The sequence below is a fragment of the Haematobacter massiliensis genome (genome assembly GCF_000740795.1).
GTDB lineage: Bacteria > Pseudomonadota > Alphaproteobacteria > Rhodobacterales > Rhodobacteraceae > Haematobacter > Haematobacter massiliensis.
In genome coordinates this window covers 24,881-41,870 of the sequence record NZ_JGYG01000007.1, presented here as the reverse complement: position 1 = coordinate 41,870, position 16,990 = coordinate 24,881, and the positions used below count along the sequence as shown (strand labels likewise).

Annotated in this window: 15 protein-coding genes; 3 read left to right on the top strand and 12 right to left on the bottom strand. The window is 64.3% G+C overall.

Features of this window, described 5'->3' with window-relative positions:
* Window positions 1-7: 7 nt before the first annotated feature.
* Entirely contained in the window at window positions 8-709 is a 702-nt protein-coding gene (locus CN97_RS11305; protein WP_035711432.1) for a glutathione S-transferase N-terminal domain-containing protein, read from the top strand.
* A 55-nt stretch (window positions 710-764) separates the two neighbouring features.
* Here CN97_RS11305 and aliA read toward each other — a convergent pair whose 3' ends face one another.
* From aliA to CN97_RS11285, 4 genes are read right to left on the bottom strand one after another with little or no spacing between them, the layout of a single operon-like run.
* Window positions 765-2,429 (bottom strand): cyclohexanecarboxylate-CoA ligase, encoded by a 1,665-nt coding sequence (gene aliA, locus CN97_RS11300; RefSeq protein ID WP_035711430.1) that lies wholly within the window; start codon window positions 2,427-2,429, stop codon window positions 765-767.
* 28 nt (window positions 2,430-2,457) lie between these two features.
* Window positions 2,458-3,618 carry a cyclohexanecarboxyl-CoA dehydrogenase gene (gene aliB, locus CN97_RS11295; RefSeq protein ID WP_035711428.1) on the bottom strand — a complete coding sequence of 387 codons (1,161 nt, stop codon included), beginning with the start codon at window positions 3,616-3,618 and terminating at the stop codon, window positions 2,458-2,460.
* A 51-nt stretch (window positions 3,619-3,669) separates the two neighbouring features.
* On the bottom strand, window positions 3,670-4,452 hold the full coding sequence (gene badI, locus CN97_RS11290; protein ID WP_035711818.1) for a 2-ketocyclohexanecarboxyl-CoA hydrolase: 783 nt from the start codon (window positions 4,450-4,452) through the stop codon (window positions 3,670-3,672).
* Between the two features lie 30 nt (window positions 4,453-4,482).
* Window positions 4,483-5,253, bottom strand: coding sequence for an SDR family NAD(P)-dependent oxidoreductase (locus CN97_RS11285; RefSeq protein WP_176414898.1), 771 nt, complete (start codon window positions 5,251-5,253; stop codon window positions 4,483-4,485).
* A gap of 188 nt (window positions 5,254-5,441) precedes the next feature.
* Between CN97_RS11285 and CN97_RS11280 the strand changes: the two genes are divergently transcribed.
* Together CN97_RS11280 and CN97_RS11275 are read left to right on the top strand one after the other, a co-directional pair.
* Window positions 5,442-5,951, top strand: coding sequence for a MarR family winged helix-turn-helix transcriptional regulator (locus tag CN97_RS11280; RefSeq protein WP_035711426.1), 510 nt, complete (start codon window positions 5,442-5,444; stop codon window positions 5,949-5,951).
* Window positions 5,952-6,073: 122 nt separating this feature from the next.
* Window positions 6,074-7,213, top strand: a complete 1,140-nt coding sequence (locus CN97_RS11275) for an autotransporter outer membrane beta-barrel domain-containing protein (protein ID WP_035711425.1) — start codon at window positions 6,074-6,076, stop codon at window positions 7,211-7,213.
* On the opposite strand, the gene modC is transcribed toward CN97_RS11275, so the two are convergent.
* From modC to CN97_RS11235, 8 genes are all read right to left on the bottom strand, one after another.
* Complete coding sequence (gene modC, locus CN97_RS11270) at window positions 7,210-8,289, bottom strand: molybdenum ABC transporter ATP-binding protein (RefSeq protein WP_035711423.1); 1,080 nt, start codon at window positions 8,287-8,289, stop codon at window positions 7,210-7,212. The genes CN97_RS11275 and modC overlap by 4 nt on opposite strands.
* Window positions 8,286-8,963 (bottom strand): molybdate ABC transporter permease subunit, encoded by a 678-nt coding sequence (gene modB, locus CN97_RS11265; RefSeq protein WP_035711422.1) that lies wholly within the window; start codon window positions 8,961-8,963, stop codon window positions 8,286-8,288. Before modB ends, modC begins: the two co-directional genes overlap by 4 nt.
* On the bottom strand, window positions 8,963-9,721 hold the full coding sequence (gene modA / locus CN97_RS11260; RefSeq protein ID WP_035711418.1) for a molybdate ABC transporter substrate-binding protein: 759 nt from the start codon (window positions 9,719-9,721) through the stop codon (window positions 8,963-8,965). Before modA ends, modB begins: the two co-directional genes overlap by 1 nt.
* A 7-nt stretch (window positions 9,722-9,728) precedes the next feature.
* Entirely contained in the window at window positions 9,729-10,538 is an 810-nt protein-coding gene (locus CN97_RS11255) for a TOBE domain-containing protein (protein ID WP_051911177.1), read from the bottom strand.
* An 82-nt stretch (window positions 10,539-10,620) separates the two neighbouring features.
* Entirely contained in the window at window positions 10,621-11,955 is a 1,335-nt protein-coding gene (locus CN97_RS11250; protein WP_051911176.1) for an MFS transporter, read from the bottom strand.
* A gap of 44 nt (window positions 11,956-11,999) precedes the next feature.
* Window positions 12,000-13,781 carry an N-acetylglutaminylglutamine synthetase gene (gene ngg, locus CN97_RS11245; protein WP_211253684.1) on the bottom strand — a complete coding sequence of 594 codons (1,782 nt, stop codon included), beginning with the start codon at window positions 13,779-13,781 and terminating at the stop codon, window positions 12,000-12,002.
* Window positions 13,778-15,553 carry an N-acetylglutaminylglutamine amidotransferase gene (locus CN97_RS11240; RefSeq protein ID WP_035711415.1) on the bottom strand — a complete coding sequence of 592 codons (1,776 nt, stop codon included), beginning with the start codon at window positions 15,551-15,553 and terminating at the stop codon, window positions 13,778-13,780. Before CN97_RS11240 ends, ngg begins: the two co-directional genes overlap by 4 nt.
* Before the next feature lie 134 nt (window positions 15,554-15,687).
* Window positions 15,688-16,839, bottom strand: coding sequence for an osmoprotectant NAGGN system M42 family peptidase (locus tag CN97_RS11235; protein WP_035711413.1), 1,152 nt, complete (start codon window positions 16,837-16,839; stop codon window positions 15,688-15,690).
* Window positions 16,840-16,990: the final 151 nt, after the last annotated feature.

The following is a 16,990-nucleotide window of genomic DNA, read 5'->3' as shown; positions in this document are numbered from 1 at the left end:
GACGGACATGCCGGACCTTACCCGCTTTCCCATAACGCAGCGCTGGCCCGCGAAACATCCCGAGCGGTTACAACTCTACTCCACGCCAACGCCAAACGGGGTGAAAGTGTCGATCATGCTGGAGGAGACGGGCCTGCCCTATGAGCCGCATTTCATCGATATCGGCAAAGACGAAACGTGGACCGATGCGTTTCTGTCGCTGAACCCCAACGGCAAGATACCGGCGATCCTTGACCCCTCGGGTCCGGATGGCCAACCTCTCGGCTTGTTCGAATCCGGGGCAATTCTTGTCTATCTCGCCGAAAAAACCGGGATGTTTCTTCCTGACGGCCCGCAGCGCTACAAAGTGCTCCAATGGGTGTTTTTCCAGATGGGCGGCATCGGGCCAATGTTCGGACAGCTGGGCTTCTTCCACCGTTTCGCGGGGCGGGAGTACGAAGACAAGCGCCCCCGTGACCGCTACGCCAAGGAATCCGCGCGCCTGCTCGGGGTGCTGGAAGGGCAGCTCGCCAATAATGCCTTCATCGCCGGGCCGGAGTATACGATCGCCGATATTGCCATGCTTGGCTGGGTGCGGAACCTCATCGGCTTTTACGATGCGGGGGAGCTGGTGAACTATGCAGAACTGGAAGCGGTGCCGCGCTGGCTGGAAACCTGCCTTGCCCGCGCGGCTGTGGAGCGGGGACTGACCATCCCCGCCAGACCCTGATCAAGGAAACCAGAGCACGCGTGACGCACCCGGCTGACTGTGATCGGCGCCGCTATCAGGCCGTCGCTGATCGCCTCTGCTCATATTCCACCAAAAGCTCGTTCCTCAGGGCGAACTTCTGGATCTTGCCGGAGGCGGTGGCGGGCAGCCGCTCGCGGATCTCCAGCCGCTCCGGCACATATTGCCGGGCGAGCTGTTCACCGGCAAGGAATGCGCTCATCTCCGCAAAGTCGATGGCCTTGCCGTCTTTTGGCACGATGAAGGCGCAGGCTCTTTCCCCCAGCCGGTCGTCCGGATAGGCGACGATTGCGACCTGCAACACGGCGGGATGCTTGTAGAGAAGCGCCTCGACCTCCACCACGGGAATGTTCTCGGCGCCCCGGATGATGACATCCTTGGATCGCCCGACGATGCGGATATGTCCGTCCACCTCCAATCGGGCGATATCGCCCGTCTCGAACCAACCCTCGGCATCGGTGGCGTTCAGATCGGGCCGCCTGAGATATCCCGCGAAGTTGGAGCAGCCGCGCACGAAAAGCTCGCCCTCCCGGCCGGGCTGAACCGGCCTGCCATCACCCCCCCGCACCTGCACCTCCATTCCGCGGAGCGGCGCGCCATCCGACCGGGCGGAGCGATCCGGCGCGTCGTCCAGGGGTACGACGGTCACCGCCCCGTTTTCCGTCATGCCCCAGGCGGAAACGATCCGCGCGCCCAGCACCCGGCAGGCCCGCTCCACCAGCGGACCCGGGATGGCTGTCCCCGCGCAGAGGAAGATCCGCAGGCTCCGGCTGTCGCCGGCACCCTCTTCCACCGCATTGGTCAGGTCCATCAGGAAGGGCGTGGAGGCCATGGTAAAGGTCACACCCTCGCTTGCGATCAGACGGGCGGCCAGCGTCCTGTCCCAGCTGTCCATCAGCACCATCCGCGCCCGCAGCATCACGGGAAGCAGGAAGCCGTACATGAACCCCGTCTGATGCGCCATCGGCGAGGCCATCAGGATCACGTCCGATCCGTCCAGCCGCAGCCGCTCCGCATAGGCGACGAGGTTGGAATACATGGTATTGGCCGTATGCATCACACCCTTCGGCTCGCCGGTCGTGCCGGAGGTGTAGATGAGCTGGCAGACCGCGTTTGCATCGCCCCTATCCCGAAGGCTCAGCGCTCTCAGACCTGGCGCGTCGTCGAGGACGGGGTCGAGGAGCAGCGCCTCGAAACTGCCCTCTCCGCCGCGGCCCGCGACGATGACCCGCGAAAGGTCCGGCAGATCGGCGCGCAACGTTCCTGCCATCACCTCATGGTCGAAGCCGCGAAAGGCTTTCGGCACAACCAGCACCTTGGCCTCGCCATGGCGGAGCATAAAGCGAAGTTCCCGCTCCCGGAAGATCGGCATCACGGGATTGAACACGACGCCAAGCCGCCGACAGGCGATGTAGAGCACGACGAACTCCCATGAATTAGGAAGCTGGCAGGCCAGGACATCGTCCCGCCGGAGCCCGAGGCGCCGGAGCCCTTCGGCGGCGCGCCAGGACAGATGCTCGATCTCCGCCCAGGTCAGGTGCCGCGTCTCCCCCGTAGCGGCGATAACGCTGGTCAGCGCGCGTGCCTGCGGCGCTTCCGCCAGTGCTTCCTCAAAATAGTCGAGCAGTGTCTTGCCGGGCCAGAGGCCCTCCGCCTCCATCCGCGCACGGCGCGGCTCGATCAGAACGGCATCGAAGTGCATGGTTTCCTCCCCCCTGCTTTCGGTCCGGTCAGGCGCCGACGGCGGCGCGTCCCGCCCGCTCCCGGGCGATGATGTTCTTCATGATATGCGCGGTGCCGTCGCCGATCTGGAGGCCCAGCACATCGCGGAGCCGCTGCTCGAACGGCAGTTCGTTTGAATAGGCGGCATGGCCATGGATCAGCAGGCAGGCATGGATCGCCTCATAGGCCAGAAGCGGAGGCCACCACTTGGCCATCGCCGCTTCCGCCACATGGGGACGCCCGGTATCCTTCAGCCACAGCGCGTTCAGACACAAAAGCCGCGCCGCCTCGACCTTGGTGTCGAAATCGGCAAGCTGATGAGTCACCCCCTGAAACGCCGCGAGCGGTTTGCCGAACGCCTTCCGCTCCCCGATATAGGCCCATGCTTCATCCAGCGATTGCCGTGCGGTACCAAGACATTGCAGCCCGATCAGCGAACGCGAGAAATCGAAGCCCTGCATGACCTGCACGAAGCCCTGCCCCTCCTCGCCGAGAAGATGATCCGTGGGCACCCTCACGTTATCGAAGAAGATGGACCCCCGGCCGATGGCGTGCTGACCGACATCGGTGAACCGCGTGGTCGAGATACCGGGCGTATCCATCGGCACGAAGACGGCGGAAACCCCCCGCGCCCCGTCCTCCGGCCTGCCCGTCCGCGCGAACACGACCGTTCCCGCCGCCTGATCCGCCGCGGAGATGGAGGTCTTCTCGCCATTCAGCACATAGTGATTGCCCGAGCGCTCCATCTTCAACCCGAGGTTGGCGGCGTCCGATCCGCCCCGCGGCTCGGTCAGCGCGATGGCCACCATGATCTCTCCCGCCGTGAGCCGCGGGAGCCAGTCCCGCCGGATCTCCGGGTTCGCGAAATTCGCAAGGATCTGGCCGTTCAGCGAAGCGAGGATGTTGACGTAACCGAAGTTGAAATCCGCCCGTGCGATCTCCTCGATGATCACGCCGGAATAGATGCTGCCCGCGCCCAGCCCGCCAACGTCTTCCGGCAGTTCAGGCGCGATGAGGCCAAGACCGCCCATCTCCCGCACGAGATCGGGGCCGAAGCGGCCCGATTTCTCCCGCGCCCGATAGCCGGGTGCAAGCTTCTCACCGGCAAACTTGCGCGCGAGATCGCGGAGCGCGCTGAGGTCATCTGTATCGAAAATCGTCGGTTGCACCCTGTCCTCCCAAACCGGTGCGGGTGGCGCGCTGGCCATCCGGAAAGATGGCTACTTCGTGTGCTTGCGGAAATCGGGCTTGCGCTTTTCGCGGAACGCGACGCCGCCTTCCTTGCTCTCGTCGGTGTCGTAGTAGAGCGACAGCGCCCGCATCCCGAGCGCCGAGATGCCCCGGATACCCTCGCTGTCGGCGTTGAAAGACACCTTTGCCAGCGCCAGCGCCGTCGGCGAGCGCTCCATCAGCTCGGCCACCCAGCGGTCCACTTCCGCATCGAGTTCCTCATGCGGGACAACCGCGTTCGCCAATCCCATGGCGAGCGCTTCCTGCGCCGTGTAACGCTTGTTGAGATACCAGATCTCCCGCGCCTTTTTCTCGCCCACCACGCGCGCGAGATAGGCGGTGCCGAACCCCGGATCGACCGAGCCGACCTTTGGTCCGACCTGCCCGAACTGCGCCTTCTCCGACGCTATGGTCAGGTCGCAGATCGTGGCCAGAACGTTGCCGCCGCCGATGGCAAATCCGTTCACCCGTGCGATGACCGGCTTCGGCACGTCGCGGATCAGTGACTGCAACTCGTCTATCGGCAGGCCGATGACTCCGCGCCCGTCGTATTGCCCATCATGGGCCGACTGGTCGCCGCCGGTGCAGAAGGCCTTGTCACCCGCGCCGGTCAGCACGATCACCCCCACCGACCGGTCCCAACCTGCCGTCTGGAAGGCGTGGATCAGCTCATCCACTGTCTGGCCGCGGAAGGCGTTGTACTTTTCAGCCCGGTTGATCGTGATCCAGGCGGCACCGCCGCGAATGGCGTAAAGGATGTCTTCGTAGGTCATTGTCTCCCCCTCATAGGCCATGACTTCCCCTCAACCATGCATCGTCAGACCGCCAGAGACCGAGATCACCTGACCGGTGATGAAGGCCGCATCGTCGCTCGCGAAGAACAGGATCGCGCCCGGAAGATCGTCGGGCTGGCCCAGCCGCCCCATCGGCACCGCCCTGGCAAAGGCGCCACGCAGTTTTTCCTTGTCGCCAGCCGCCTCCATGAACTGCTCAAGCATCGCCGTTTCGGTGACACCCGGGCAGACCGTGTTGAAGGTGATCCCGTGGCGGGCATGTTCCCGCGCCAGCGTTTTCGACAGCGCGATCACCCCGGCCTTGCAGGCGGAATAGACCGACTCGCCCGACGACCCGCCCCGGCCGGCGTCGGAGCCGATGGACACAACCCGTCCCGCCACACCGCGCGCAACCATGGAGGCCAGAACCGGCTTGGTGATGTTCAGCACGGCCCGCAGGTTGATGTCGATGATCTTGCTCCAGAAGTCCGGCTCCTGCTTCAGGAACGGCACGAACAGATCCCAGCCCGCGTTGTTCACGAGGATGTCGATGGGCCCGAACTCAGCCTCCACCCGGGAAACTGCGCTGACCGTGGCCTGATAATCGGTCAGATCGACGATCATCGCGATCGCCTCACCGCCTTCTGCGCGAATTTCCTGCACCACGCGGTTCGCTGCGGCTTCGCCGATATCGGCCACCACCACACGAGCGCCCTCTCCGGCGAAGCGTTTGCAGGTTGCCGAACCGATACCTCCACCCCCGCCAGTTATTACAACTACTTTACCTTTCAGGCCGCGCATCCTCGCCTCCTCGATCATTCCGTGGCAGCACTTTTTCAAGTTGGCAGTAGTTTTACCCGCCTTTTAACTCGAATCCTGTGCAGCTCGCCTGCTCTCAGGAAAGCATGCGCCAGCAATATATGTCAATATATTTACTTTCATGATTTATCACGGCTTGACGAAGGATCGTCGGGAAGACATGCTGCATCATGGCAAAGGACAGCGATCAGTTTCGGGATATGTCGCTCGGCTTGAGCAACCGGCTCTTCTTCCGGCTCTATCAATGTGCCAACATGTTGCATAAGACCGGCACCCGAGCGCTGGAAGACCACGGCATTACCACGCAGCAATGGGCCGTGCTCGGCGCCCTGACACGGACAGGGTTTTCGGAAGGTGTGGCGGTCGGTGATCTTGCTGCCTTCCTGATGGTCAGCAGGCAGAATCTGGCAGGCGTGCTCTCCCGGCTGGAGGCGCTGGATTATGTGGAGCGTGCGATCCACGCCCGCGATAACCGCTCCCGTCTGATTCGCCTCACAGCAAAGGGCAGGAGTCTCTGGGACAAGAACATGCGCCCCGTGATCGCCGATTACTATGAGCAAGCTCTTGCCGACTTCTCCACTTCCGACAAAATCCACATGATCCATTATCTGGACAAGATGCTCGGCAATTTCAGCGCGATAGACGCCGATGCAGGGCTGCGGGAGACGAAAGGCGACTGATGCAAACGCGTCGCAGTAGGCGACGCAAGCTGCCCCTTGCAGACTTTGCCCTCCCCCTCGCCGGATTTCGCCCCAGACTTGCTGCAAGAGTGCTGAACCACCTTCAGAAGCCGGGTGTCGCAATGATCCGTGCCGTTTTCGCTATCGCACTATCATTCGCTGGCCAGCTTGCCGTCACGGCCGAAGCCGTGGCGCAAGATGTGGCCGGCGCTTTGCGCCCGAACCAGGCAGCGGTGGCGCGGGCGGTTTCCGGTATGGACCCCGAAGGCCCGCTCCCGGCTGCCCTGGCAGGATTAAGCCCTTCTGGCACGCGCCTCGCCTATTCCATGCTCTCGGGCGAGGGTATCGCGAGCGCGCGGATGATGCTTCTCGATGACAGCGCCTTTCTCTCGCGGGGGATACTTCGGCGTGGTTCAGGCACGGTGGAGACTTCTGCCTTCGGCGAAGCCGGGCTGTTCTGGCTGGATGGGGAATCCCGCAAGCTGCACGCGTCGGGAGACGGCAATTTCGCCACCTCGGGCTTCCGCTCCAGCGGCATTCGCCTGGGCGCCGACAGCGATTGGCAGGGCCTTCGGGCGGGCATTGCAATCGGCTATAACGACAGCAGTTTCGACAGCCGTGACCGGCATACCTCTGCCACCGCCAACGGCCTGCACGCAGGTGTCTATGCTCTGGGAGAGCGGGCTGGCTGGAACCTGACCGGGGGCTGGACTTACGCGCGCTACGACCTTGACGAAGACCGCGCCGTGCCTCTGCAGGACACGATGCGCGTGCGCGGCAGTTCTTCCGCCAGTGCCCATCGCCTCTTTGCCGAAGCGACCCGCCCCGTTCAGCTCCAGGTGGTGGAGGTCGAGCCGGTGCTCGGCCTTACCCAGACATTCTTCCACTCGGAGCGCTTTCGCGAGCGGGGCACCATCGCGGCCCTTGCCGTGGACGATCAGGATGCGGCGCTGACGACGCTCCGGCTGGGCGCCCGCGGAATCTGGAACATCGATATCGGGCCCTATCCCATGATTGCCCGGCTCGGCGCCGGTTGGGAGGGGAACATGGGCGACCGGTCCACGCCCCTGTCCGCAGCCTTCGCCGGTAGTCCTGCCTGCCGTGCGCGCGGCTCCGAACTGCCGGAAAACCTTCTGGATGTCGAGGCGTCCGTCAGCATCGCCGCGCTCCGGAACGGCACGGTCCAGATGGGATACGGCGGCCGCTTCGGAGATGACTTCGAGGATCACCGGGGACGTGTCACCGTCGAAATTCGCTTCTAACGGGGCGCAAAGGCCAGCCCCTTGACCTGCGCGAACACCTGCGCGCCCGGCGACAATGCCAGTTCATCCCATGATCGCCTCGTCACCCGTGACAGGAGCCGCGCGCCCTCTCCTCCCCGTCCCAGCGCCAGCACCACGATCATCGCGGCTCCCTCCGCTTCCGCAGCGATGACGCGCGCGGGCAGGATATTGAGGATCGAACTCCCCTCCGGCTGCTGTGTGGCAAGGCTGACATCCGCCGCAGAGATACGCAGCCGGACGGTGCCCGTGCCCTCCCCCGGCGCGACCAGCTCTCCACCCTCAACCGCAATGCGGATCAGCCCATAGCCCGCATCCTGCCCGATCACCCGCCCGGCAAGTGTCACTCCCGCCTCCGGCATACGCAGGAGAGGCAATGTGGGATCGGACGCCAGCTCCGCAAGCGGCCCCGACGCACGCACCTTGCCCCGCTCCAGCAGGATCATGTGCGAGGCAAGCCGCTCCACCTCGGCAATATCGTGACTGACATAGAGGATCGGGATGGACAACCGGTCCCGCAGGCTTTCCAGATAGGGGAGTATCTCCGCCTTGGCCGTCCTGTCCAAGGCCGCCAGCGGTTCATCCATCAGCAGGAGCCGGGGCTGGGAAAGGAGAGCGCGTCCGATGGCCACCCGCTGCCGCTCTCCCCCGGAAAGCGCGGAAGGACCACGGTTGAGTAGCGGCGCAAGACCCAGCAGCGAGACGGCTTCGTCAAGGTGTATCTCCTCCACCGCGCCGCCCGCCAGCGCCCGTCGGCGCCCGTAATCGAGATTGGCGCGCACGTCGATATGCGGAAAAAGGCTCGCCTCCTGAAAGACATAGCCGATGGGCCGTCGATGAACGGGCCGGAATTTCCTGCCCTCCTGCCAGACATCCTCACCCAAGGCAAAGCGCCCATCCAGCCGGTTCAACCCCGCAATGGCGCGCAATACGGACGTCTTGCCTGATCCGGACTGGCCGAAAAGCGCGGTGATACCGGTGAGAGGCGCCTCAAACGCCGCGTCCAGCACGAAGTCGCCCAGGCGCCCGTGGAACGCTGCCTGAATTCTGCCGCTCATCGCCCCGCCCGCGCCATCCGCCGCTCCAGCAGAAACATGGAGAGAATGACCACGAAGGAGAATGCCAGCATTCCGCCTGCCAGCAGATGGGCCTCACGCCAGCGCAGCGTTTCGACGAAATCATAGATCGCGACGGAGAGCACCTTGGTCGTGCCCGGAATGTTGCCGCCGATCATCAGCACCACGCCGAATTCTCCGATCGTATGCGCGAAGCCGAGCACGGCCCCCGTCATGAGCCCGGGTCGTGCCAGCGGCAGCGCCACGCTCAAGAAAGCGGCGAGCGGTGAGGCTCGGAGTGTGGCCGCCACTTCCATGGGCCGTTCGCCCATCGCCTCGAAGGCATTGCGGATCGGCTGGACGACGAAGGGCATCGAATAAAGCACAGAGCCGATCACCAGCCCCGGGAAGGTGAAGGCCAGCGTCCGCCCACCCCAAAGGCTCGCAATCCACCCGCCCGGACCGGAGGGTCCAAGCGCAATCAGCAGGTAGAACCCCAGCACCGTCGGCGGCAGCACCAGCGGCAGCGCCACAACCGTCGCAACCGCTTCCTTCCACCGCGCACGCGATCGTGCCAACCACCAGGCGAGCGGCGTGCCGATGAACAGCAGGATGATCGTGGTGATCGTCGCCAGTTCAAGGGTCAGCCGGATCGGCTGCCAGAGCTCGGGTGACATCAGTTGGCCGGTACCCCGTCCTTGGCCAAAGCATAGCCGAAGCGCTCGATCACCGCTGCCGCCTCCGGCCCTTTCAGGAAGTCGAGAAACGCGCGGGCGGCCTCGTTGGACTCCCCGGTTTTCAACAGAACCGCGTCCTGAAGGATCGGCTCGTGATCCCCAGCAGGCACGATCCAGCGCGATCCCTCCTGCTTTGCGATCACCTGCGAGAGCGCGACGAAGCCGAGCTCCGCGTTGGCGGTTTCCACGAATTGCAGCGTCTGCCCGATGCTCGTTCCTTGAACGATCTTCGGACGAAGCGCCTCCTCCACCCCAAGTGACGTCATCGTCTGAACGGCGGCAAGACCGTAGGGGGCCGTGGCAGGGTCCGCGATGGCGATCTTGTGGAACGCATCCGATTTCAGCACCTCAGGCCCGGTGACGAGGGCCGGATCCTTGCTCCAGAGCACCAGCTGCCCGATAGCGTAGGTAAACACTGTCCCCGGCACACCGTATCCGTCCTGTACGGCTTTCTCCGGCCGGATGTTGTCGGCGGCGAGGAACACCTCGAAAGGCGCACCCTGCGTGATCTGGGTGAAGAATTGCCCGGTCGCTCCGAAACTCAGCACCGCCTTGTGGCCGGTCTGCTGCTCGAACAGCTTGGCGATCTCCGTCGCAGGTTCGGTGAAGTTGGCGGCAACCGCGACATTGGTTTGCCCGGCGAAGGCCGGAAGTGCCGGGAGCACGGCGACAAGGGCGGCGAAGATCGTCTGTTTCATATCGGTGTCAATCTGTTGCGAGGATGATCTGCGACGGCTCAAAGGCCGCCATGGTCACAGTTCCGGGTGCGAGGCCAAGGGCCAGGATGCGGGAGATAGGGGTCACGGCAACCAGACGCGCCCCGATGTCCGGCCCGTTGAGCGGGCCGATGTCCAGCACGACCTCCGCCCTGCCGTCGGCGCCGTCGCCCTCCACCTCGACGCTGACGACATGGCCGAGCAGGCGGTTGCTCCCGCCTTCCCCCGGCGGAAGCAAATGGACGAAAGGCGCCTTGATGAGAGCGAGAGCGTGGCGACCCGGGAACAGCCCAAGCTCAAGCAGGCTCGCACGTGTGATGGCCGCCTCCACCATCTGGCCCCCGGCGATGCGAAGGCGGACAAGCGCATTCAGCGGCCCTTCCTCCACACCGACCACGACACCGGAAAGGGCGTTGCGGGCGCTCGTGCGAAAGAACCCGCCGCGCACCAGCCCCTTCTCCAGCACCGGACCTGGGGGATCGCTGAACAATCGTCGCACGGCATCGGCGGTTTCCGCTTCCAGCCTGCGGAATGCTTCCACGAAATTGATCCCCTCGCGGGTGAGAGCAGCGCCACCCCCTTCCGCACCACCCCGTTGCGAGGTGACCAAAGGCCGTCCCGCCAGCGTGTTGAGAGCGGTAACCCGGCTCCATGCTGCCTTGTAGCTCAACCCGATCGCACGGGCGGCGGCAGAGATGCTGCCTTCCCGCCCGATTGCCTCCAGCAGCCGCACATGCTCGGTTCCGGCGGGGGCGAGGTCCGGCATGGCAAGCGAGACGGAGGGGATTATGGCAGTCAAGCGGCGGCTCCACAGGCGATATGTCGTCAGATTACATATTGCTTCTGCCACCAGTCAACGGCGCATTTTCACGTCGCTACGCCTAGCGCGCTGTCTGATCGGTCGGGGAAGTCTCGACTTCGCTCGCCGCCTCTTCCCGCCCGGTCTCTGCCTGCGCTTGAGCCTCCTCGACTGCAACGCCATCCGGCAGGGAGTCGCTCTCCGACGCATGGGCGAACTGCTGGCCCATACGCTCGGTAAGGATGACAAAGGGCCGCTCCCGCCGCTCCGCAGGCGCGACATTACGCACGCGCCAGAGCGTGAAGGCAATGAACAACAGCGCGGCCGTGGCCATATAGGCAAAGACCAGCGTCATACCCCCGATCCCCCGCAGCCATGCGCCCAGCAGCGGCCCAAGGAAGGAGGCCGTCCCGTTGAGAAGGATGAGCTGCCCGCTCACCGACACGACCTTGTCGGGATCGACCCGGTCGTTGGCATGAGACACCGAAACCGGATAGATCGTCGCCATAAAGCCGCCGAACAGGAAGGTCAGCACCAGCCGCATCCAGTCCCCGGGCGGGATGAGGATCATACCCACACACAGGACCGCCAGCACCCCCGCCAGCACCGCAACCACGATCCGCCGGTCGAAGCGGTCGGATATGGCGCCCACCGGTATCTGAAACGCAAGCCCGCCAAAGATCGCCGTCGCCATCAGCCGTGATACCTGTTCGGTCGTCGCCCCGGAGGCCTGCGCCTCGGCAGGCATCAGGCTGAAGAACGACGCGCTGATGAGTCCCGATACCGCGCAGCCCGCAAAGGCCACGGGGGCGACGTTCTGCAGCTCTCGGAGGCTCAGCCGCGGGCCGGGAGTCAACGTGGGAGGAATGCGACGGGTCAGGCTCACCGGCAGAAGCGCGATGCAGAAAAGGGCGGCAGCCAGAGAGAACAGTTCGAACCCGCCCGGTGCGGGCAGGGTGATGACGAACTGACCCAGTCCAAAGGTCGCATAGGTCGCCACCATGTAGATGGCAAAGATCGTGCCACGGTTCTGTTGCGTCGTGGAGGCATTGAGCCAGCTCTCCGCCGTCACGAACAATCCCGCACAGCCGATGCCGGTGATGAGACGGATGGCAATCCATGCCTCGGGGGAAGTGAAGATCGGCTGGAGCGACACCGAAGCCGCGACCAGCCCAGCCAGTGCGGCGAACATGCGGATATGGCCCACGCGCTGCAACACGCCGCTGACGGTCGCCGCGCCGATGGTATAGCCGCCGTAATATGCCGCCAGCACAAGACCGGCCATCAGCGGAGCAAAACCCTCGCTCGCCGTTCGCATGGAGACGAGCGTGCCGAGATAGCCGTTGGCGAGCTGCACGATGCTGATGCCGATGATCGTCGCGCCGACCGTCACAAGGATGCGGTTGAAGGATCCCATGGGCGATCTCCGTCTGATATTCTGGGGAAGGTAGTCAGCCGAAGCTAGCGCGCGCCTCCGGTCGCGGGAAAGAGCAGATCCATGAACCGCTCCGCCGTGGGTCGCGGTTCGTGATTTGCAAGCCCCGGCCTTTCGTTCGCCTCGATGAAAATATAGTCGGGGGCGGTCGGATCGCTCACCATCAGATCAATCCCCACAACAGGAATACCGATGGCCTGCGCGGCGCGGAGGCCCGCATCGACCAGTTCGGGATGCACCTCCGCCGTGACGTCATGGATGGTCCCGCCGGTATGCAGGTTCGCGGCCTTGCGCACGATGATATCCTGCCCCTCCACCGGTATGCTGTCGAGGTCGAGGCCCTGCCCTTCCAAACAGCGGCGCGTTTCGGCGTCGATCGGTATCCGGCTTTCCCCGCCCGTTGCAGCCGAGCGGCGCCGGGATTGCGCTTCGATCAGCCGGCGGAGCGGCGAGCGCCCATCCCCCGTCACCCGCGGCGGACGGCGAAGCGCAGCCGCGACCAGCGCCCCATCAATGATGACGAGCCGCAGGTCCTCCCCCTCATGGAAGGCTTCCAGAAGCACGCGCTCCGATACGCTCCGCGCGGCGCGGATCGCGGCTTTCAGATCCTTCATCGTGGAAATGCCGATTGAAATGCCGCGTCCCTGTTCCCCGCGCGCGGGTTTCACCACGAGCTTGCCGTGGGTAACAAGGAATTGCTCCAGCGCTTCCTCCTCCGCATCGGCGTCGATCTGCGCGGGCACGGTGACGCCCGCGGCGCTCACCACGCGGCGGGTGACGGATTTGTCGTCGCAGATCGACATGGCGACCGCGGACGTCAGCTCCGTCAGGCTTTCGCGACACCGGATGGTCCGGCCACCATAACTGAGGCGGAAGAACCCGCCTTCTGCATCCGTCACGTCCACCCGGATGCCGCGCCGCATCGCCTCATCGACAATGAGCCGCGCATAGGGGTTCAGGGCCGCGTATTCCGCAGGCGGCTGCGCGAAGTAGCGTTCGTTTATGGCATTCTTCAGCTTCACGGAGAACAACGGCACCCTTCGAAACCCCAGCTTCCGATAAAGCCCGATCGCACCTTCATTGTCGTGCAGAACCGAGAGGTCGATATAGCTCAGCCCACGTGCCTGAAAATGTTCGGCCAGCGTGCGCACAAGCCGCTCCCCGATCCCGGGCTGGCGTGCTTGAGGGTGAACAGCGAGACACCAGAGCGACGCCCCCCGCTCCGGATCGGCAAAGAGACGCTCGTGATCTATGCCCGTCACCGTGCCCACGATCCGGCCCGTCTCCTCCTCCTGCGCGACAAAATGAGTGACGGATCGGTTGTTGCGTTCGCCCTCGAGGTAATCCTGCCGGATCTGCACCATCCCCGCTGCGGCATAGACGGCATTTACGCCTTCGGCATCGGCCTCTGCGATCATCCTGCGAATCGCGATCCCCTTCGGCTTGCGGCCGCCGGGGCGATAGGTGGACAGTTCGAGCCGATAGGTATGCGACGGGTCGAGAAACACCTCCTGCGGCGCAAGCGACAGCAGGACATGCGGATCCCGGATGTGGAAGGCGATGTCACGCGCCCCTGCGGCCTCCTTCCGCAACTCTTCGAGAAGGGCCGCATGACTGGCGAATGTCGCGCCGAACAGCAGCCGTCCCCAGCCGCAGTCCAACACGGCGCTTTCCCCCGGCTCCGCCTCCCGGCGCAGACGGTCGCGCTGCTCGTCGATCGTCGCCGGGGTTCGCAAGCGTGTCAGACGGTGGGATACCGCGCGCGTCCCCTTGCCGCGAGGGCGCAGCCCAGACCGCTCCATGGTCATACGCCTTGCTCCTGAAGCCACAGCTCCAGCAGGCCCGCCTGCCACAGCTCGGATCCGCGGAGCGGGGTGATATGATCCGACGGCGCATCGAACAGCGTCTCAAGATAGCTGGGCTGGAAAATCCCGCGATCCCTCGCCGCTTGCGAGTTCAGCGTGTCCTTCAGCATGTCGAGATAGGGACCGTCGATGTATTTCAGTTGCGGCACTGGGAAATAGCCCTTCTTGCGGTCGATCACCTCGCTCGGGATGATCCGGCGCGCAACGTCCTTCAGGATGCCCTTGCCGCCCTCGCGGAGCTTTTCCGCCGCCGGGATACGCGCGGCAAGTTCCACCAGCTCATGGTCAAGGAAGGGCACACGTGCCTCCAACCCCCAGGCCATGGTCATGTTGTCCACCCGCTTCACCGGATCGTCGACGAGCATCACGTTGCTATCAAGCCGGAGTGCGGCATCCACCGGCGTATCCGCACCCGACCGCAGCAATTCGTCGGCGAGAAATTCTCCGGCGACATCCCGGTCTGCCATCCATCGCGGCTGGATCTGGCGGGCAAGCACATCGTAGGGCCGGTCGCGGAAACCCTTCGCATAATCGCTGACCACGTCGTTCGACTCGACGAGCGGCGGATACCAGTGATAGCCACCGAACACCTCGTCCGCGCCCTGTCCCGACTGCACCACCTTGATATGCTTGGAAACTTCCTTGGACAGCAGGTAGAAGCCCACGTTGTCATAAGACACCATCGGCTCCGACATGGCGGCGATCGTGCCCGGCAAGGCCGACATCAACTCACCGGAGGGGACGAAGATCTTGCGGTGATCTGTCCCGAAATGCTGTGCAATGAGATCGGAATAGACGAATTCGTCGCCCTTCTCCCCATTCGCCTCCTCGAACCCGACGGAGAAGCTCATCAGCCCCGTCTGACCCGCCTCCGCCAGCAGCCCCACGATCAGGCTGGAATCGACGCCACCCGACAGCAGTACGCCTACCGGCACATCCGACACCATGCGCCGCTTGACGGCCAGCCGCAGTGCGGCCAGCAGTTCCTCCTGCCAGTCCTCTCGCGTCATGCCGCTATCCTCGGCACGCCGCTCATAGGCGGGATCCCAATAGCGCCGCTCGGAAAAGGTACCGTCGCGCTCATAAATACGGATGGTCGCGGGCGGCAGTTTGCCAACCCCGGCGAGGATGGTCCGGGGCGCAGGCACAACCGCGTGGAAGCTCATGTAGAATTGCAGCGCCACCCGGTCGATAGCCGTATCGACATCGCCGGCGCGGAGCAGCGCAGGTAGCGCGGATGCGAAGCGAACCTGCTTCCCGCGTTCCGAAAGGTAGAGCGGCTTGATCCCGAACCGGTCGCGCGCCATCACCACGCGCCCGGTGTCGCGCTCATGAATGACGAAGGCGAACATGCCGTGGAACCGCTCCACACAACGCTCACCCCAGGCGTGCCATGCCTTGAGGATGACCTCCGTGTCGCCGTCGGAGAAAAAGCGGTAGCCCCTGGCCTCCAGCTCCGTGCGCAGATCCCGGAAGTTGTAGATGCAGCCGTTGAACACGATGGAAAGGCCGAGGTCCGCATCAATCATCGGCTGCTGCGACTTGTCTGACAGGTCCAGGATGCGCAGCCGCCGATGCCCCAGCCCGACATTGCCCCGCACCACGACCCCTGCTCCATCCGGCCCCCGGGGCGCGAGCGCGTCCGCCATCAACGAAACCGCCGTAACCGAGGGCTGCGCGCCGTCGAACCGAATTTCTCCGCAAATACCACACATGAACTGGGCCTAGGCCTCCTTGTCGTTGCACAAAAGATGCCAGCGTCCGCGATATCACAACGCAGACACAGCACATTCATAAGGCAAACCGAGGTCTTACCGATTGGTTCCATAAGAAAACCGGATGGTAACCGTCAGGGCTGGTTTTCGCTGCTCTGCGCTTGCTCCGCCTCGGGAAGGTCCTGATGGGTAAATCCTTCCAGACCCGGCGCAATCTCCTCGGCATCCCGCTCTATCAGCACCTCGCTTGCGGCGTAGATGACCAGAAGCCGGGCCAGCGAGATGAGCGCATTGAGGTGAATGCGCTCATACCCATGCGACGCATCCACCCCGAAGGTGAGGAGCGCCGTCCGCACGTCGTGCCCGGCCTCCACCGCAGAGGCCGCGTCCGAACGGTAATAGCGAAACACGTCCTTCTGAACCCGGACGCCATGCTCCAGGCAGAGGGCGTGAAGTTTGCGGCTCAGGTGATAGTCGAACGGACCGGTCTGGTCCGCCATCGCGAGCGTCACGCCGAATTCGGAGGAATTCTGCCCCGGCGCCGTCGTGCCGTTGTCCACCGCGACCAGCGACGCGATCTCCGGCGTCAGCACGGCAGAGGCGCCGACACCCACTTCCTCTCCGATGGTGAAAAGCCAATAGCTGTCCACCGGCGTCTGCACCCGCTCCCGCTGCATTGCCTCCAGCGCGGCCAGCATCACGGCCACCCCCGCCTTGTCGTCAAGATGGCGAGAGACGATGTAGCCGTTGTCGAGAAACTCCGGCTGGGGATCAATGGCGACAATGTCACCGATGTCGATGCCCAGCCCCGCCAGATCATCCGCATCGCGAGACAGTGCGTCGACCCGCAGTTCCACATGCGGCCAACCCGTGGGCTGGCTGTCCACCTCGTCATTGAAGGTGTGGCCGGAAGCCTTCAACGGCAGAATGGTGCCGCGATACACCCCTCGGTCCGAGAGGATGGAGACCCGCGCCCCCTCCGCGAAGCGCGCCGACCAATGCCCTATGGCGACCAGTTCGAGCCGACCGTTCGCCTTCAGCGCCTTCACCTGCGCGCCGAGCGTATCCACATGCGACACGATACTTCGCGCAGGCCGCCGCGCCGCACCGCGCCGACACGCCCGGATCGCCCCGCGCCGCGTGAGCACCACATGAAGCCCCAGCCGCTCCAGTTCCTCCGCAACATGGCGGACGGCTTCATCGGTGAAGCCTGTGGGACTTGGTATGGCAAGCAGGCTGGCAAGCTGCCGGGTGAGATAGTCGGTATCAATAGCGAAGATCTGCATGGGGCCAACAGATGCCTCAGGCCCGGCACGGGTCAACCCCCGGATTTCGCCCGCGAGGAGGACGATGACCCATGACCTCGGCGGGCCGTGCCATGTCAGGGACCAGCCCCGACACAAGTCGTCAGGCGACAGGAACCAAGTCCATCCCCGG

Coding starts and splice junctions, on each gene's coding strand:
- CN97_RS11305 (WP_035711432.1), top strand. CDS start 8: ATGCCGGACCTTACCCGCTTTCCCATAACGCAGCGCTGGCCCGCGAAA.
- modA (WP_035711418.1), bottom strand. CDS start 9,721: ATGAAACAGACGATCTTCGCCGCCCTTGTCGCCGTGCTCCCGGCACTT.
- CN97_RS11285 (WP_176414898.1), bottom strand. CDS start 5,253: ATGCGCGGCCTGAAAGGTAAAGTAGTTGTAATAACTGGCGGGGGTGGA.
- CN97_RS11250 (WP_051911176.1), bottom strand. CDS start 11,955: ATGGGATCCTTCAACCGCATCCTTGTGACGGTCGGCGCGACGATCATC.
- badI (WP_035711818.1), bottom strand. CDS start 4,452: ATGACCTACGAAGACATCCTTTACGCCATTCGCGGCGGTGCCGCCTGG.
- modC (WP_035711423.1), bottom strand. CDS start 8,289: ATGAGCGGCAGAATTCAGGCAGCGTTCCACGGGCGCCTGGGCGACTTC.
- modB (WP_035711422.1), bottom strand. CDS start 8,963: ATGTCACCCGAGCTCTGGCAGCCGATCCGGCTGACCCTTGAACTGGCG.
- CN97_RS11280 (WP_035711426.1), top strand. CDS start 5,442: ATGGCAAAGGACAGCGATCAGTTTCGGGATATGTCGCTCGGCTTGAGC.
- ngg (WP_211253684.1), bottom strand. CDS start 13,781: ATGACCATGGAGCGGTCTGGGCTGCGCCCTCGCGGCAAGGGGACGCGC.
- CN97_RS11235 (WP_035711413.1), bottom strand. CDS start 16,839: ATGCAGATCTTCGCTATTGATACCGACTATCTCACCCGGCAGCTTGCC.
- aliA (WP_035711430.1), bottom strand. CDS start 2,429: ATGCACTTCGATGCCGTTCTGATCGAGCCGCGCCGTGCGCGGATGGAG.
- CN97_RS11240 (WP_035711415.1), bottom strand. CDS start 15,553: ATGTGTGGTATTTGCGGAGAAATTCGGTTCGACGGCGCGCAGCCCTCG.
- CN97_RS11275 (WP_035711425.1), top strand. CDS start 6,074: ATGATCCGTGCCGTTTTCGCTATCGCACTATCATTCGCTGGCCAGCTT.